11 protein-coding genes and 1 pseudogene are annotated in these 17,916 nt (G+C 46.5%); 9 read left to right on the top strand and 3 right to left on the bottom strand.

Annotated features, from left to right (window positions below; all coding sequences use genetic code 11):
- The first annotated feature begins 93 nt into the window (after window positions 1-93).
- From folE2 to AXI59_RS09950, 7 genes are all read left to right on the top strand, one after another.
- The gene (folE2, locus tag AXI59_RS09980; protein ID WP_061528077.1) at window positions 94-1,023 is read left to right on the top strand and encodes a GTP cyclohydrolase FolE2; all 930 of its coding nucleotides are present in this window, start codon (window positions 94-96) and stop codon (window positions 1,021-1,023) included.
- Window positions 1,020-1,598, top strand: coding sequence for a L,D-transpeptidase (locus AXI59_RS09975; RefSeq protein WP_420806845.1), 579 nt, complete (start codon window positions 1,020-1,022; stop codon window positions 1,596-1,598). Before folE2 ends, AXI59_RS09975 begins: the two co-directional genes overlap by 4 nt.
- A 114-nt stretch (window positions 1,599-1,712) precedes the next feature.
- On the top strand, window positions 1,713-2,915 hold the full coding sequence (locus AXI59_RS09970) for a GTP-binding protein (protein WP_061528076.1): 1,203 nt from the start codon (window positions 1,713-1,715) through the stop codon (window positions 2,913-2,915).
- Window positions 2,916-2,979: 64 nt separating this feature from the next.
- A complete protein-coding gene (locus tag AXI59_RS09965; protein ID WP_061528075.1) occupies window positions 2,980-4,116 on the top strand; it encodes a zinc-dependent alcohol dehydrogenase in 1,137 nt (378 codons plus the stop codon).
- A gap of 12 nt (window positions 4,117-4,128) precedes the next feature.
- Window positions 4,129-4,563, top strand: a complete 435-nt coding sequence (locus tag AXI59_RS09960; RefSeq protein WP_061528074.1) for an RDD family protein — start codon at window positions 4,129-4,131, stop codon at window positions 4,561-4,563.
- A 76-nt stretch (window positions 4,564-4,639) separates the two neighbouring features.
- The gene (locus tag AXI59_RS09955) at window positions 4,640-4,960 is read left to right on the top strand and encodes a YckD family protein (protein WP_061519955.1); all 321 of its coding nucleotides are present in this window, start codon (window positions 4,640-4,642) and stop codon (window positions 4,958-4,960) included.
- Window positions 4,961-5,106: 146 nt separating this feature from the next.
- Window positions 5,107-6,531, top strand: a complete 1,425-nt coding sequence (locus tag AXI59_RS09950; protein WP_061528073.1) for a glycoside hydrolase family 1 protein — start codon at window positions 5,107-5,109, stop codon at window positions 6,529-6,531.
- Window positions 6,532-6,570: 39 nt separating this feature from the next.
- Here AXI59_RS09950 and AXI59_RS09945 read toward each other — a convergent pair whose 3' ends face one another.
- The 3 genes from AXI59_RS09945 to AXI59_RS09935 all read right to left on the bottom strand — a co-directional run bounded on the left by AXI59_RS09945 (window position 6,571) and on the right by AXI59_RS09935 (window position 9,329).
- A complete protein-coding gene (locus AXI59_RS09945) occupies window positions 6,571-6,969 on the bottom strand; it encodes a competence protein ComJ (RefSeq protein ID WP_061519953.1) in 399 nt (132 codons plus the stop codon).
- Window positions 6,970-6,989: 20 nt separating this feature from the next.
- The gene (locus tag AXI59_RS09940; RefSeq protein ID WP_061519952.1) at window positions 6,990-7,427 is read right to left on the bottom strand and encodes a NucA/NucB deoxyribonuclease domain-containing protein; all 438 of its coding nucleotides are present in this window, start codon (window positions 7,425-7,427) and stop codon (window positions 6,990-6,992) included.
- Between the two features lie 207 nt (window positions 7,428-7,634).
- Window positions 7,635-9,329: a methyl-accepting chemotaxis protein gene (locus AXI59_RS09935; protein WP_061528072.1), complete on the bottom strand. Its 1,695-nt coding sequence runs from the start codon at window positions 9,327-9,329 to the stop codon at window positions 7,635-7,637.
- An 85-nt stretch (window positions 9,330-9,414) separates the two neighbouring features.
- On the opposite strand from AXI59_RS09935, the pseudogene AXI59_RS09930 reads away from it, so the two are divergent.
- Both AXI59_RS09930 and srfAA read left to right on the top strand, forming a co-directional pair.
- Window positions 9,415-9,672: pseudogene (locus AXI59_RS09930) on the top strand (winged helix-turn-helix transcriptional regulator).
- Window positions 9,673-10,270: 598 nt separating this feature from the next.
- Window positions 10,271-17,916, top strand: a 7,646-nt coding sequence (gene srfAA / locus AXI59_RS09920; protein WP_061528071.1) for a surfactin non-ribosomal peptide synthetase SrfAA, incomplete at its 3' end; no start/stop codon positions are given.

Below are 17,916 nucleotides of genomic sequence, written 5' to 3'. Positions count from 1 at the left end.
AGTATAGGGCGTATTTTTTTTCTTGATTTTCACTCGAAAAATAGGCAAAATAAACAGTAATAATTACGATTTATATGAGAGGAGTTTTATCAGTTGAACCAACATATTCTGCTGCCCTCCAAGGCAGAACGGCACCGGCATTTTGGGTCTGTTGATCCGAAAAATGGGAAAAAGCCGATAGAAAAAGAGAAAATGAAGGATCTTCAAAATACGGAGAAAGAGTATTTCTTTGCAATCGAACAAGTAGGGGTCACCAACGTATCACATCCGGTTTCGATTACGTCCTACCTTGCGCCTTATGAACAGACTGCGTCCGGACAATTTACATTGACCGCTCATTTGCGGAGGCATCAAAAGGGCATCAACATGAGCCGGCTTACAGAACAGCTTCAGGATTATTATGAATCCGGATGGGTTCTTTCCTTAGAGTCTCTCAAGCCGTTTACGAGAGAGCTTGCAGAAAAGATGAATCAAACCTCCGCCATATCAGAAGTGAAATTTCCGTGGTATTTTGAAAGAAAAAGCCCGATGCTTCACAAAACCGGGCTGATGCACGCTGAAGCTGTGATTCATACCGAATATAAAGCGGGCCTGCCGTATAAACAGCGGGTCGGCATATCAGCAAAGGTGACGACGCTTTGCCCTTGTTCAAAGGAAATCAGCGAGTACAGCGCCCATAACCAAAGAGGTATCGTCACCATCATGGCGGATGTAGACCCGCAGGCACAGCTTCCTGACGATTTCAAAACCGATTTGCTGGAGGCCGCCGAGACAAACGCAAGCGCGAAACTCCACCCTGTCCTAAAACGGCCTGATGAAAAAGCGGTGACGGAAACAGCATACGAGAATCCGAGATTTGTTGAGGATCTGATACGTCTTATAGCCGCTGATTTGTACGAGCTTCCATGGGTGTCTGCCTTTGAAATCGAGTGCCGGAATGAGGAGTCCATTCATTTGCATGACGCCTATGCGAAGCTGAAGTACGCCAAGCAGAATGGAAAAACGGGAGGATCTGTTTCATGAAGAAATCACGGAGCATGTTATTATTGCTGTTTATATTACTGCTGCCGGTCAGTATTATGGCGGGCTGCGCACAGTCAGGCAGCGGGACCGCACAGGCAAGCGCTGAACCGAAATCGGCTCAAGTTGAAACAAAAGAAACAGACTGGACAAAGCCGAGCGGAGGGCCATACCCCGATATCAAAAAGAAATCAGTATGGATTGATGTCTCAACTGAAAAACAGCGGGCATACATAAAAGAGGGCAGCAAAACGCTTTATACCATGGTGATTTCCTCAGGACTTGACCGATCAGATGATGATTCAACGCCGAAGGGAACTTTTTATATACAGCACGAGCGCGGAAAGTGGTTCTTTTCTCTAGGATACAAGGAAGGCGCAGAATACTGGGTATCATGGAAAAACCACGGTGAATTTCTGTTCCACAGCGTGCCGATGAAAGAGAATAAAAAAGTAATAGAAAAAGAAGCAAAAAAGCTCGGCACAAAAGCATCCCACGGCTGCATCCGGCTTGCAATCCCTGATGCCAAGTGGATCTATGAAAACATCCCAGTCAAAACGAAGGTTGTAATCAGCTGAATGACATTATCAATTGACAATCAGAAAGAAAGAACGTAGGATTAAATCGTAATCTTTACGTTCTAATAAAATATAAATCGTAATAATTTTGATTTATGCAGGAGGGAACTTAAAATGAAAAAAATTCCGGTTACAGTATTGAGCGGCTATCTTGGCGCTGGAAAGACGACCATACTTAATCATATTTTGCAAAATCGCGACGGCTTAAATATCGCAGTCATCGTTAATGATATGAGCGAAGTGAATATAGACGCTGGCTTGGTAAAGCAGGGAGGCGGCTTATCCCGAACGGATGAAAAACTCGTAGAATTATCCAACGGCTGCATCTGCTGCACGCTGCGTGAGGATTTACTGATAGAAGTTGAAAAACTGGCAAAGGACGGACGATTTGATTATATCGTGATTGAATCCACGGGAATCAGCGAACCGATCCCTGTCGCCCAAACATTTTCTTACATAGATGAAGAAATGGGCATTGATCTTACGAAATTTTGTGAATTAGACACAATGGTAACAGTGGTTGATGCAAATCGTTTCTGGCATGATTTCCAATCCGGCGACAGCCTCTTGGACCGCAAAGAAGCAGCCGGGGAGGAGGATGAACGGGAGATTGCGGACTTATTGATTGACCAAATAGAGTTTTGCGATGTGCTCATTTTAAATAAATGCGATATGGTGGGCGAAAAAGAGCTTGACCAGCTTGAAACCGTTCTTCGTGCATTACAGCCCCGGGCAAAGCTGATTCGCTCCGTCCGAGGGGAGGTTGCAGCTGCCGACATTTTGAATACCGGTTTATTTCAGTTTGAGGAAGCGAGCTCATCCGCCGGATGGATCAAGGAGCTGCCGGCAGGCCATGCAGAACACACTCCGGAAACCGAAGAATACGGCATCACTTCGTTTGTGTATTCACGGCGGCTGCCGTTTCATACCGTGCGTTTTGACAACTGGATTCACCAATCGATGCCTGAAAACATAGTGCGGGCCAAGGGGATTGCCTGGTGCGCCACGCACAACAGCCTGGCGCTCCTTATGTCTCAGGCGGGCCCGGCGGTCTCTGTTGAACCTGTTTCCTACTGGGTTGCAGCTATGCCGAAACTTGAGCAGGAGCAGATCAAACAGCAAGAACCGCAGATCATGGAGGACTGGGACCCTCAATTCGGCGACCGCCATACCAATCTGGTCTTTATCGGAACTGATTTAGATCAAGAAGCCATCACAAAGGAATTGGATCAATGCCTGTTAACGGAATCTGAGTTCGATTCAGACTGGACGCAGCTCGAAGATCCGTTTCAATGGGAAATCCAGCGGGCGGAATAACATAGTGGCCGTGTTTAAATGAAAGTGAAGAGGGAAGGAGTGATAAAAAAAGGAGCTGAACGAAATGAAAGCACTGACATATCAAGGGAAAGAGCATATGGAAGTGAAAGAAGTAGCAGCGCCCGAAATTGAAGATGAAAGAGATGTCATCGTCCGCATCACCGCAACGGGGATCTGCGGATCAGACCTTCACTTGTATAAAAACGGAATACCTGCGGAACCGGGGTATATCGTCGGCCACGAGCCCATGGGAATTGTGGAAGAAACGGGAAGCCAGGTGCAAAAACTGAAAAAAGGCGACCGGGTCGTGATTCCTTTTAACATAGGCTGTGGGGAATGTTTTTATTGCAGGCACCAAATGGAAAGCCAATGTGATGAGTCAAACCCCAATCCCCACACTGATGCCGGCGGCTTATTCGGCTTTTCTGAGTTTAATGGGAATTTCCCCGGCGGTCAGGCTGAATATTTACGTGTGCCTTACGCCGATTTTTCTTCCTTTCTTGTACCGGCAGAAAGCGAGCTTGAAGATGAACAGGTGCTTTTTTTGTCAGATGTTATGCCGACAGCCTTTTGGAGTGTTCAGCACGGCGGGGTGAAAAAAGAAGATACGGTGATTATTCTTGGCTCAGGGCCGATTGGTTTAATGGCGCAAAAATTCGCCTGGAAAAAGGGAGCAAAGCGGGTGATCGCTGTCGATCAAGTCCCTCATCGTCTTGAACATGCAAAACGCACAAACGGAGTGGAGACATACAATTTCACAGAACACGATGAAATCGGAAAGCTGCTTCTTGAACAAACATCAGGCGGCGCCGATGTCGTTATTGATTGTGTCGGAATGGACGGCACGCCGCTTGCAAAAGAAAAAGCAGATCAAAAACCGAATCAGTTCGGAACCATCAGCCCGATTCTCACAGCGTCAGAAGCCGTAAAGACGTTTGGCACTGTTCAACTCACCGGAGCTTACATCTCTGAAGCAGACGGCTTTCCAATCGGCGATTTTTTCACACGCAACGTCTCTTTAAAAATGGGACAGGCACCCGTCATACACCTGATGCCGATGCTGTATCAAATGATTGAACAAAAAGAAATCGATCCGACAGATATCATTACACACAAAATGAGTCTTGCCGAAGCCCCTGCTGCATATGATATATTTGACAGAAAAGAAGATGGCAATATTAAAGTGATTTTGAAGCCATAGTGAGGGGAAACAATGAATATTTACAAACCGGCGGGATTTTGGATCAGACTAGGAGCTGTATTACTGGATTATTTAATTATTTCTTTGCCTTTGGCGATCATTTTTATGCTGATAACAGGAAAAGACCCGAATGACAGCACATTCATCAGTGTCATTTTGACCGTTTACTCTATTGTGCTGCCTGTATACTGGAATGGATATGTCATCGGCAAAAAGATTTGCGGAATCCGCATTGTCAAAAAAGACGGTTCTCAGGTGAGCTTTCTCACCATGATTTTAAGAGTGCTTGTCGGCGGCCTTATATACGGTGTTACATTTGGCATAGCCGCAATCGTGAGCGCATTCATGGTCGGAATAAGAGAAGATAAACGGTCAATTCACGATTTTGTGGCCGGAACGTACGTCACTTACGCAAGACCTGAAGATGGGATGGAAAAGAGCGAATAAATTTTTCGCTCTTTTTTTGTATAAAAAATGGATGAAAGCACAACATATGACAAACAGCTGAAGGAGGAAACAGTTAATGAAAAAAGCTGCATTACAATTGATTGCGGTTTTTATTGCCGCAATGGTTTTTTCAATACCTGCGCACGCCGCTGAAACGAAAATGCCTTCAACCATGTCACTTACAGAACAGCAGAAAAAAGAAATAGAGACGCTGGAAAAAGAAATATTGGAAAAACGCAAACATGTGATTTCCAAGTATGTAGAGTACGGTGTATTGCCGAAAGAAAAAGCTGAGCATATCAAACAGCATATGGACAGACACTTTAACATGATGAAACAAAACGGCTTTATACCGAAACCTCCCCCTCATAAGCTTGAAAAACGTCACCATTCTTGAGCATCCAATTTTTTTGTTGGATGTTTTTGTTTGTCTCTTGATTGATGAAACGCTGACAGGCCCCTTTCGAATATATGAGGATTGCTCTGAAACGCGTTTCATAACGTATGATATGGTTATCAAACGCATCGAGAGGGTGAAAACATATGATTCACGAAAAACCAGGCTCTTTCCCTGATACATTTTTATGGGGATCAGCTTCTGCGGCCTATCAAGTTGAGGGAGCATGGAATACAGACGGAAAAGGCCCTTCTGTATGGGATCTTTTCACAAAAATACCGGGTAAAACGTTTAAAGGTTCAAACGGAGATACAGCAGTCGGCCATTATGACCGTTATAAAGAAGATGTGGCATTAATGGCAGAAATGGGACTGAAAGCTTATCGGTTTTCTGTCAGCTGGCCGCGGATCTTTCCGAACGGAAGAGGAGAAATCAACGAGGCCGGAATAGCATTTTACGAGAACCTGATAGATGAATTGATTTCTAAAAATATTGAACCGGTCCTGACGCTTTATCATTGGGACTTGCCTCAGGTGCTTATGGATGAATACGGCGGATTTGAATCGAGAAACATAATCGACGATTTTAATGAATACTGCATTACCTTATACAAAAGATTTGCCGGCAAGGTGAAGTACTGGGTCACGTTAAACGAGCAGAATTACAATTTTCATAACGGGTTTATCACCGCAACGCATCCGCCGGGAGTAAAAGACAGAAAGCGGTTTTATGATGCGAATCATATTGCATTTTTAGCTAATGCCAAAGCCATTGAATCGTTTCGAAAATATGTGCCAGGCGGCAAAATCGGACCGAGCTTTGCTTATTCACCGGCTTATCCGTTTACCAGCCGCCCGGAGGATATAACTGCTTTTGAAAACGCCGAGGAATTTATGAATCATTGGTGGCTCGACATGTACTCTTGGGGAACATACCCTCAAATTCCTTTCCGTTATTTAGAGGAAAAAGGCTGGGCGCCGACAGTGGAACCTGGTGATATGGAGCTCTTGGCAAAAGGCAAGCCGGATTTTATCGGCGTTAATTATTATCAGACGATTACGTATGAAAGAAATTCACTTGACGGTGTATCAGAAGGAAAAATGAACACAACAGGTCAAAAAGGCACGAACCAGGATACTGGTATACCGGGTCTGTTTAAAACGAAGAAGAACCCGAATCTTGTAACAAGCAATTGGGATTGGACCATTGACCCGATCGGCCTGCGTCGCATAACGAGCCGTTATCAGCTGCCTGTTTTTATAACGGAAAACGGTTTAGGTGAATTTGATAAAATAGAAGAAGACGGCTCAATTCAGGATGATTACAGAATTGACTATTTACATTCGCATCTTGAACAGTGCAAACAGGCCATAAGCGATGGGGTTGATCTGATCGGTTACTGCAGCTGGTCATTTACCGATTTATTAAGCTGGCTGAACGGCTATCAAAAACGGTACGGCTTTGTATATATTAACCGAGATGAAGAAAATGAGAAGGATTTGAAGCGTATCAAGAAAAAAAGCTTTCATTGGTATCAGCATGTGATTGAAACAAACGGTGAAAGTTTATAAACAGTGCCCTGAGAGAAGAGTTCTTCTCTCAGGGATTTTTTATTTTGAGGCTGCATCAATAATATACGTATCTGCATGAAGGTCGGATGATTCAGCCGGAACTGAATAACAGGTAAGAATGTATTGCCCTTTTGGAAGGTCAAAGAAAATCCGTTTTGACATGATACTCTCAATCTCAATTCCTTCTTTTACGGCCTCAAATGGAACAGTCACTTTTTTCTCATAGGAATGGACCGGCTCGCTGCAGTTAAGCCGCAGCACAATAAACACTTTTGTATTTCTCTGGGCTTCAAACGAGACAGCCCCGTCTGCTTCCGCATATCCTTTTTCAATTGCTTCATCAGTCCAGTCAATAACAGGCGGTTCTGAATCTCTTTGGAAGATTGTAAATTGATGATAAGAAATGGTAAGTTCTTGCGGTTTCCATGATTTAATCAATGTGCTGTTCCTCCTGCCTTTTATTTAATCTTAAATAAAACCCTCGTTCCGTCGGGATCATTAGTAAGCTGGTGCCCCACCCAAGATCCGGCTCCCCGGTTGTCTGCGGGAGAAATATACTCCACGGAGGCGTTTGTTCCGCCTTGCTTACAAACCGCCATCGGCCATTCATCTCGATCATATCCCGTTTTGACCGGTATATCTTTAAGAGATTGCTCGCGCCGCTTATGTACTCCGTCTCTGTCAATGGTGCATATGCTGGAATACCCTTTTTTTATCGCGTCCTTAATATGCTTTGCTGTTTCCGGATATCGGTCGGACGGAAAATTGATGATTTTATCGTAATCATTTTGCTGAACGGCCTGCTCGTTATCTGAGAAAATATCACCTTTTATCAGGGCCGTGACTGCTCCGGCAATGATGATGAGAACAAACAGCAGTGCTTTCAATGCTTTCAAAAGAAAGAATCACCTCCGATCTTCAATTGCTGTATAGCTGGTCCAAGAATAAAGCAGAATCGGCCGGCTGTAAAGAAGTGAAAAAATATTTTTCGGCTGCAAATTCGTTTGATATCTGCTAATCTGGCCGGGGAAATCATTTTTTTCTATGTGAAAACCGATTCGAAAATGATTTTTTCCGCGGCTGTGTGCGGACAGTACCGATTGCTACCGAATGTTAAATTGACTTATTATAGCGTTAAGCTCACCCGCAAGATGAGATAGAGTATCTGATGCAGCCGTGATTTCTTCCATAGCTGCAAATTGTTCTTCGGCCAATGAAGCCGCTTGCTTCGTATTCGAATTAGATTCTTTAATGTCGGCTGTATTAGCCGTAAAGGAGGCCGTTATTTCCTGTGCGCTTGCCGAGATATTTTGTACAGAAGCTGAAAGACTGTTGACCCCAAAGCTGATCTCTTCCATGGCGTTTACGATGTCACTGAAAACGAGTCCGATGCGCTGCATCATATTGACTCCTTCCGCAGCTTCTGTTTTTACGGATTCAATAGAAAGCGAGGATTGTTTCATATCAGACTGTATTTCTGCAATTACTTCAGAAATTTGGCCGGTTGATTTTTGAGATTCCTCCGCAAGCTTCCTGACCTCTTCTGCGACAACCGCAAAGCCTTTTCCGTGCTCTCCGGCTCTGGCCGCCTCAATAGATGCATTTAGTGCAAGCAGGTTTGTTTGGTCCGCAATCTGCGTAATGGCCGAGACAATTTGGTCAATTTGTTTCGAGCGGCCATCAAGGAGCTGAAGCATTTCTTCGCTTTTTTGGATGGATTGATGAATTGTATTCATTTGCTGCTGAGCGTTTGCCATCTCTTTACCGCCCATTTTTGCTTTCTGCTCTGCATAATGCCCTTTGTCAGCGATATCTGATGCATATACTGACATTTGCTGAATGTCGCCCGCTGTTTGCTCCATTGCCTCCTCACTGCTTGAAATTCTAGTCATTTGCTGATCAGAACGGTTTGCGATTTGCTGAACGGCTTCCGTAATTTTTTCTGAAGCCTGGTTTGTTTCTTCTGCGCCTGCCGACAATTGCTCCGATGATGAGGCAAGCTGTTCCGCCGAGCGCTGGACGGTTTGAATGGTGCTGCTTAACTTCAATCTCATTTTATTGTAGGAGACACTCAGATCAGCCAATTCATCGCTGGATGAATCTGATATATCTTTTGTCATGTCGCCGTTTCCGGCGCTTTCAAACGCGAGATTTAAACGGTTCAGACGTTTATTGATTCTTCTGGTGAAAAGTGTGACCAAAACAGCAGACAATATAATAACTGCAGCTAAAACAGCAGAAACCTGCGTAAAGATAGATTTAGTGAGCGATGTTAATATACTTTGGCTTGCGCCTGTGTACAGCATTCCGATAATGGTGCCGTTTTTATCTTTTAAAGGCAGGTATGCCGTTTGATAGGAAGACCCTGCAACGTCAGCTTCGCCGTAAAATGTTTCTCCGTTTTTGAGTACGGTTTCGGTGACATCGGCAGCTGCGTCTGTACCAACAGCCCTTTGTCCGTCTTTCATGACGTTAGTTGCGACGCGGGTGCTGCCCTGAAAAATGGTAACGGTGTCGCCTGTTTCTTTACCAAGCAAATCAACGAGTTCTTCATTTTGATTAATTAACGTGTCCCCTTTGTAAAGCTTATCTTGCTTAATGACCCAATCGCCTTTGATTGTATCGTCTATATAGCGGCTGCTTAGTGAAAGGTCGCCCTTTGCTTTTTCGGTGGCCATTTTTTTCAGCCCGTCCGTCATATCCTTGAAAAAAACAATTCCTGCTGCTATTGCGAATAACAGTATGATGGAAAGAACCATACATAATATTTTGGTTCCCAGTTTCAATCTGATTTTCATCGTAATTCCCCTTGCTTTATTAATTTGCCATCTTATTTTATATCGGTTTTTTTTATAAAAAGTTGATGAGGAAGGGGATTGGAAGATGCTGATATGCGGCATCTAGGGAAAGAAGGCATGAAGCGGTTTAATGAAATAAAAGCTTTAATTCCGGATATAACATAAAAAATTCTTGTAAATCAGCTCAGGGAGCTGGAACATGATCTGATTGTTCACAGGGAAGTATATAGGTCGTCCCCCCGAAAAAGCGGAATATTCCTTAACGGTTCAAGGGGTGAGGTTTTTGCTGATTCTGGACGCCATGTATGAGCAGGGAAAAGCATATATGGAAATAAAAAAGTGATTAAGGAATCTTATTAAAGCGCTCTGTTTCATAGCAGGCTTTTTTGCGGTCTTTTGAGATCATATTGCGAACGGCTGTATGTGCTTTTTCGGTTCTTGCGCTATCATGCAGACAATCAGTAAAGTTTGTAAAGATTGTGAGTTGTGGAATAGCTGGAGATTCATCTGAAAAAAGTTATGTTTTAAAAATTTTTATTTTTTTGTAAATAATATTTTTGGAAATATGTTGCGGGATGCCGCAAAAAACCCTCTGTTTTTGTCGGAAATTTTTTCGGTGTGCCGCATGAAACTTTTCACCCATTTTTCGGTGATAAAAACAAATTTTTCATATAAAGTGAACTAAGTAGATATATAGAAATACATGAAGAAATAGGTAAACCTTTCATGCTTACAATCAATGGCTTTTGTCTTGATTTCTCATATTTTTTTACCGGAATGCGTACTGGCAGGCCTGCGGACGCGGCATTTTGGCGGACACTGGACCGGGATCTTTTTTGCGGAAGTGGTTCTTTTGGCTTGAGAATGCGTTAGAGACATAGTGGGAGGCTGTTTCTAAGGGAGAATTGACAACTGATTCATAAAAAGGGAGGCGCAAACATATGGAAATAACTTTTTATCCTTTAACAAATGCTCAAAAACGTATTTGGTATACAGAGAAATTCTATCCGAATACGAGTATTTCAAATCTCGCCGGTTTCGGAAAACTGATCTCGGAGGACGGGGTTCATGCGGCGCTTGTTGAGAGTGCCATTCAAGAATTTGTCCGGCGGCATGAGTCAATGAGAATCAAGCTTCGTCTTGATGAGGACGGGGAGCCTGTTCAATATGTGAGCGGATACCATCCCTTGTCTATTGAACATACGGATATCAGGCAAGCCGGTTTATCAGCGGACGAGCTGTCAAAGTGGGGGCGTGAGGAGGCAAACCGCCCTCTGCCGTTATATGATCAGGATTTATTCCGCTTTTCCTTGTATACGATTAGTGAAAACGAGGTCTGGTTCTATGCAAATGTTCATCATATTATTTCAGACGGGATTTCAATGACGATTTTAGGAAATACGATTACTGATATTTATTTAGAACTAACCGGCGGCATAGGTGAAGATAAAGGCGAATCACATTCCTTTATCGAGCATGTCCTGTCAGAGCAGGAGTATGTTGATTCCAAAAGGTTCAAGAAGGACCGTGATTTTTGGAACGGTCAGTTTGATACCATTCCGGAGCTTGTGTCCCTTAAAAGAAGCCGGGGTGACGCCGGCCTTGATGCGAAAAGGTTTACTCAAGAAATTCCTCACGATCTATACGCCCATATTCAGACATTTTGCGAAGACCATAAAGTCAGTGTCCTCTCGCTGTTCCAGTCAGCTCTTATCGCATACCTGTACAGAGTGACCGGGAGGGATGATGTCGTTACGGGCACGTTTATGGGAAACCGGACGAATGCGAAAGAGAAGCAGATGCTCGGGATGTTTGTTTCGACGGTGCCTGTGCGGACAAGCGTCGACGGAGGCCAAACGTTTTTGGAATTTGTAAAAGGGCGGATGAAGGACCTGATGAAAATTCTCCGTCATCAAAAGTATCCGTATAACTTGCTTGTGAACGATTTGCGCGAGTCGAAAAGCACGCTGAGCAAATTGTTTACCGTGTCTCTGGAGTACCAGGTGATGCAGTGGCAGAAAAAAGAGAATCTTTCATTTTTAACTGATCCTATCTTCAGCGGGAGCGGGACAAATGATATTTCGATTCATGTGAAGGAACGATGGGACACTGGAAAACTGACGATTGACTTTGACTATCGCAGTGACGTATTCACCGAAGAAGAGATTGCATCCGTTTCTGAACGCCTGATCACATTGCTTGAAGATGCGCTTCTCTCTCCTGATCGCGCGATTGATGAGCTTGCTCTTATTCCTGATTCGGAAAAAGAGCGTCTTCTGAAACGGGCCGGCGGCAATCCGGTGGCATACCGCAAGGAGATGTCGATACCGGCTCTTTTTCAAGAGAAAGCGGAGGCTCTTGCCGGCAAACCTGCGGTTGTATATGAAGGCCGCACATTGTCCTATAGTACATTACATGAACAGTCCGGCCGCATTGCGGGACGCCTTCTGCAGCATGGTATATCAGCCGATTCTCCAGTTGCGGTGCTGCTCGGCCGTTCGGAGCGGGTGATTACGGCGATTATGGGGATTTTGAAAGCCGGAGGCGCTTATGTCCCGATAGATCCCGACTTTCCGGCTGAGCGGATTCAGTACATTTTGGAAGACAGCGGAGCGAAAGCGGTTCTGACGGAAGCGGGTGTAAAAGCGCCGGTAACGGAAGCTGAGCTGATTGATTTTGATGAAGCGGTTCACTATGAGACGCCGTCTGTCGGCGTAAACTCAGAATCAGACCGATTGGCTTACATCATCTATACATCCGGTACGACGGGGCGGCCGAAAGGCGTCATGATTGAGCATCGCCAAGTTCACCATCTGGTTCAGTCTCTTCAGCAAGAGATTTATCAATGCGGTGAACAGACGTTAAGGATGGCGCTCTTGGCTCCGTTCCATTTTGATGCTTCGGTTAAACAGATTTTTGCATCGCTTCTCTTGGGGCAGACTCTTTATATCGTGCCGAAAACAATCGTAACAAACGGTTCGGCTCTGCTTGATTATTACCGAGAAAACCGGATTGAAGCCACTGACGGAACGCCTGCCCATCTGCAAATGATCGCCGCGGCCGGGGACGTCAGCGGAATTGAACTGCGCCACCTGCTTATCGGGGGAGAAGGCTTGTCTGCCGCCGTCGCCGATCAGCTGATGACGCTCTTTAAAGAAGCGGGCGCAGCACCGCGTCTGACAAATGTATACGGGCCGACGGAGACGTGTGTGGATGCGTCTGTGCACCCTGTCTTACCAAATGAAGGAATCGGCAATCAAGCTGCGTACGTTCCGATCGGAAAAGCGCTCGGAAATGCCAGGCTGTATGTACTGGATAAACATAAACAGCTTCAGCCCGACGGCACGGTCGGAGAGCTTTATATCGCCGGAGACGGCGTGGGGCGCGGTTATTTAAATATGCCGGAGGTGACCGCTGAGAAGTTTTCGCTTGACCCGTTCACAAGAAGCGGGAACATGTACCGCACCGGTGATATGGTGCGCTGGCTGCCTGATGGAGCGATGGAATACATCGGCCGGGAAGATGATCAGGTGAAAGTCCGCGGATACCGCATCGAGCTTGGAGAAATTGAAACGGTGCTCAGAAAAGCGCCGGGCGCGGCTGAAGCCGTCGTACTGGCAAGACCGGATCAGCAGGGGAATTTAGACGTATGCGCATATATCGTGCAGGAGAATGGAACAGAGTTTCAGCCTGCCGAGTACAGGGAGTATGTGTCAAAACACCTTCCTGACTACATGGTGCCGGCTTACTTTACAAATGTAGAAGAAATTCCGCTCACGCCGAGCGGGAAGGCAGACCGAAGCAAGCTGTTTGCGCTTGATGTGCAAGCCGTCAGCTCGTCAGTGTATACCGCGCCGAGAAATGAAACGGAGGAAACGCTCGCTGCCATCTGGCAGGAAGTCCTCGGGATGGACAAGGCGGGAATTTATGATCATTTCTTCGAATCAGGCGGACATTCGTTAAAAGCGATGACACTATTGACGAAAATTCATAAGCAAATGGGCGTTGAGATCCCGCTGCAGTACTTGTTCGAGCATCCGACAATCGCCGCGCTGGCTGATTATGCGGCCAGCCGCAAACAAGGAACAGCCTTCCGTACGATTGAGCCTGCCGAAAAACAAGCGCATTATCCGCTTTCGCTCGCCCAGCAGCGGACGTATATCGCCAGCCAGTTTGAGGATGCGGGCGTCGGCTATAACATGCCTGCTGCCGCTATTGTTGAAGGGCCATTAAATATTGAGAAGCTGGAACATGCCTTTTCTGTCTTAATCGGAAGGCATGAAGCGCTGAGAACGTCATTTCGATTAGAGGACGGCACGCCGCGGCAAGTGATTCATGAGCATGTTCCGTTTCACATTCAAATGATAGAGGCAGACGGCAGACCGAATGAACAGGTCATGAAGGATTTTGTGCGCCGTTTTGATTTGTCAAAAGCGCCGCTGTTCAGAATCGGTTTGAAAAAGTTCGACGAACGCCGCCATATGCTGATGTTTGATATGCATCACCTCATTTCTGACGGGGTGTCCATCGCCATCATGCTGAAGGAGCTGGCCGTCATTTACAGCGGGGTACAGCTTCCTGAATTGCGCATTCAATATAAGGATTATGCCGTATGGCAAACAGAACGAGCCGAAGAAGGCTACCAGAAGGAGCGGGCATATTGGAAGGATGTCTTTGCGGGTGAATTGCCTGTGCTTCAGCTGCTCCCTGACTATCCGAGACCGCAGGTGCAGAGCTTTGAGGGCGACCGTGTATCTGTCAAGCTGAGCAAAGCGCTTCAAGAACGGCTGCATAAGATAGCCGAGAAAAACGGAGCGACTCTTTATATGGTGCTCTTGTCTGCATACTATGCACTGCTTTCTAAATATTCTGGACAGGAAGATATTATCGTGGGCACGCCGTCAGCGGGGAGAAATCATTCTGACACCGAGGGGCTTGTCGGCATGTTTGTCAACACGCTTGCGCTGCGAAGCTCGGTCAAGCAGGATCAATCCTTTATCAGCCTGTTGGGGCATGTACGGCGGCAGGTGCTGAACGCATTTTCTCATCAGGATTACCCGTTTGAATGGCTGACCGAGGAGCTGAATGTTCCCCGGGATATGAGCAGGCATCCGATATTCGATACAATGTTCAGTCTGCAAAATGCAGCGGACGGCATTCCGGAAATCGGTGATCTTACGCTATCCGTTCATGAAACAAATTTCAACATCGCCAAATTTGATTTGACGATGCAGGCGCGGGAATCGGCGGACGGCATGATGCTCGATCTGGATTATTGCACGAAGCTTTATAAACAGTCGACCGCAGACCGTATGCTGGCGCATTATGTTTACCTGCTGGAAAGCGCAGCCGCTGCGCCGGAAGCGAAGATCAGCGACTATGATCTGCTTTCTGAACAGGAGGCAATGGATCAATTACAGCAATTCAATCCAAAACGAACGGCTTATCCGAAAGATAAAACAATCGTACAGATTTTTGAGGAGCAGGCTGAAAAGACGCCAAACCGTACAGCGCTTCAGTTTGAAAGAGAAGAGCTGACGTATCAGGAGCTGAACGAGCGGGCCAACAGGCTTGCACGGCATATTCTTTCTGTCGGAGGCGGCGGAAAAACGGCGGCTGTTTTATGTGAACGGTCAACGGACATGATTGTTTCGATCATGGCTGTATTAAAAGCGGGCTCCGCTTATGTGCCGATTGATCCCGAACATCCGGTTCAGCGGATTCAGCATTTCTTCCGTGACAGCGGGGCGAATGTGCTGCTGACGCAGGATAGCTTAAAGCCGATCGCGGAAAAGGCCGAGTTTCAAGGAGTGGTTGTGCTTGCTGACGATGAGGCGAGCTATGACAAGGAATCTCATAATCTCGCATTGCCGTTTGACTCAAAAACGATTGCCAATCTCACTTATACATCCGGTACGACGGGGACGCCGAAAGGGAACATTGTCACACATGCCAACATCTTGCGGACGGTGAAAGATACGAACTATTTGACCGTTTCTGAAGAAGACACGGTGCTCGGGCTTTCCAATTATGTGTTTGACGCTTTTATGTTTGATTTGTTCGGTTCTCTTTTAAACGGCGCAAAGCTTGTAATCGTTCCGAAAGAAACCGTGCTGGACATGTCCCGCTTATCTCATGTGATCAAACGGGAAAATGTCAGCATTCTCATGATTACGACGGCGCTGTTCCATCTGCTTGTGGATGTGGAAACTTCCTGCCTGTCAACACTCCGGAAAATCATGTTCGGAGGAGAACGGGCCTCGGTTGAGCATGTCAAAAAGGCGCTTTCAACAGTCGGCAAAGGCAAACTGCTTCATATGTACGGACCGTCAGAAAGCACGGTGTTTGCGACATATCATCCGGTGGATGTCATTGAAGAGGACACGCTTTCCATTCCGATCGGAAAACCGGTCAGCAACACGGAAGTCTTCATCCTGAATCCGGACGGACGCGTTCAGCCGGCAGGAGTCGCAGGTGAGATGTGCGTCAGCGGAGAGGGGCTTGTGCAAGGTTACTTCAACCGTCCTGAGCTGACGGAAGAAAAGTTTGTGCCTCATCCGTTCAAAGACGGTGAGCGCATGTATAAAACAGGAGACTTGGCCAGATGGCTTCCGAATGGCGATATCGAATTTATAGGCCGTATCGACCATCAAGTGAAAATTCGCGGACAGCGGATTGAACTTGGAGAAATCGAGCATCAGCTGCAAAGCCATGACCGTGTTCAAGAAAGTGTCGTTCTCGCGGTGGATCAAGGCGCGGGTGACAAGCTCCTTTGTGCTTATTTTGTCGGCCTTGGAGAAATTTCTTCCCAGGAGCTGAGGGAGCATACGGCGAAGGATTTGCCGGCGTATATGATTCCGGCCGTCTTTATCCAAATGGATGAGCTGCCGCTTACAGGAAACGGAAAAATCGACCGCCGGGCACTGCCGCTTCCTGACGTGACCGCAGCGAACGCCGTGTCATATAAGGCTCCGCGCAATGAAACAGAACAGAAACTGGCTGATATCTGGGCTGAGGTGCTGCAAACGGAGCAGGTTGGCATCAATGACCAGTTCTTTGAAATCGGAGGCCATTCTTTAGCAGGAATGAAGCTTCTCGCTTTGATTCATCAGGCGTTCGGCGTACAGCTTACATTAAAGGAGCTTTTCACTTCGCCGACGGTGGCCGGATTGGCACAGCTTATTGCCGGCGCTGATCAGCAGGCGGCTAAAAGCATTACACCGGCGGCAGTGCAGGAAACATATCCGGTTTCCTCTCCGCAAAAGAGAATGTTTGTGCTTCAGCAGCTGGAAGGCGCTGAAACAAGCTATAACATGCCGTCCGTGCTGCGCTTGAAAGGAAAGCTCGATGCTGAAAAGCTGAATGCTGTCATGAAACAGCTGACGGATCGCCATGAAGCATTCAGAACAACCTTTGAAATCAAGGATGGAGAAACGGTTCAGCGGATATGGGCGGAAGCTGATTTGAATGTTGAATATCATGAGTCCTCTGAGGAGGATGCTGAACGCATCATTCACGGCTTTATCCGGCCTTTCCGCTTGGACCAGCTCCCTCTTGTCAGAATGGGATTGGTTAAGATTGCTGAAGATGACCACCTCATGCTGTTTGATATGCATCATATTATTTCAGATGGCGCCTCGGTCGGCGTGCTGATAGATGAATTGTCGCGTCTGTATGGCGGAGAAACGCTTGAGCCGCTTCGGATTCAATATAAAGACTACGCTGTATGGCAGCGGGAGTTTATCCAATCAGAGAAATACCGCAAGCAGGAGGAACATTGGCTGCAGGAGCTTGCCGGCGAATTGCCGGTATTGACATTGCCGACGGATTACAGCCGTCCTGCCGTTCAAACCTTCGAAGGTGACCGGCTGATCTTTTCTCTGACTGAGGGGCAGACTTTGGCTCTCCGCAGTCTGGCGAAAGAAACGGATTCCACCATGTACATGGTGCTGCTGGCTTCGTACAGCGCATTTTTATCAAAACTGAGCGGCCAGCACGATATCATTGTCGGTTCTCCGGTTGCGGGGCGGTCACATGCCGATCTTGCAAGCGTCATCGGTGTATTTGTGAATACACTCGCGATGCGTACGTATCCGGAAGCAGACAAGGCCTTCACGGACTATCTTGATGAAGTGAAACAAACCGCCTTAGGGGCGTTTGATGCGCAGGATTATCCGCTTGAAGACCTTTTGCAAAAGGTCGAAGTGCAGCGCGATACGAGCAGGAATCCATTGTTTGATGCCGTATTCTCGATGCAAAACGCAAATGCGGAAGATTTGATGATGGAAGGAATAGAGCTCAAACACCATCCGTTTGAGAGAAAAACGGCCAAGTTTGATCTGACGCTGACGGCGGACGAAACAAACGGCGGCTTAACGTTTGTGCTTGAATATAACACCGCGCTGTTTAAACCGGAAACGGCAGAAACATGGAAGCGTTATTGGCTTCACTTGTTAGATTCCGTAGCGGAAAAACCGAATGCACAGCTTTCACAGCTTTCACTCATTAATGAAACAGAAAAACAAGTCCATCTTGACGCATGGAAAGGCAAATCCCTTCCCGTGCCGCGGGACAAAACGGTTCACCG

The sequence above is a fragment of the Bacillus nakamurai genome (genome assembly GCF_001584325.1).
Taxonomy (GTDB): domain Bacteria; phylum Bacillota; class Bacilli; order Bacillales; family Bacillaceae; genus Bacillus; species Bacillus nakamurai.
This window is presented reverse-complemented; position numbering and strand designations above follow the sequence as displayed.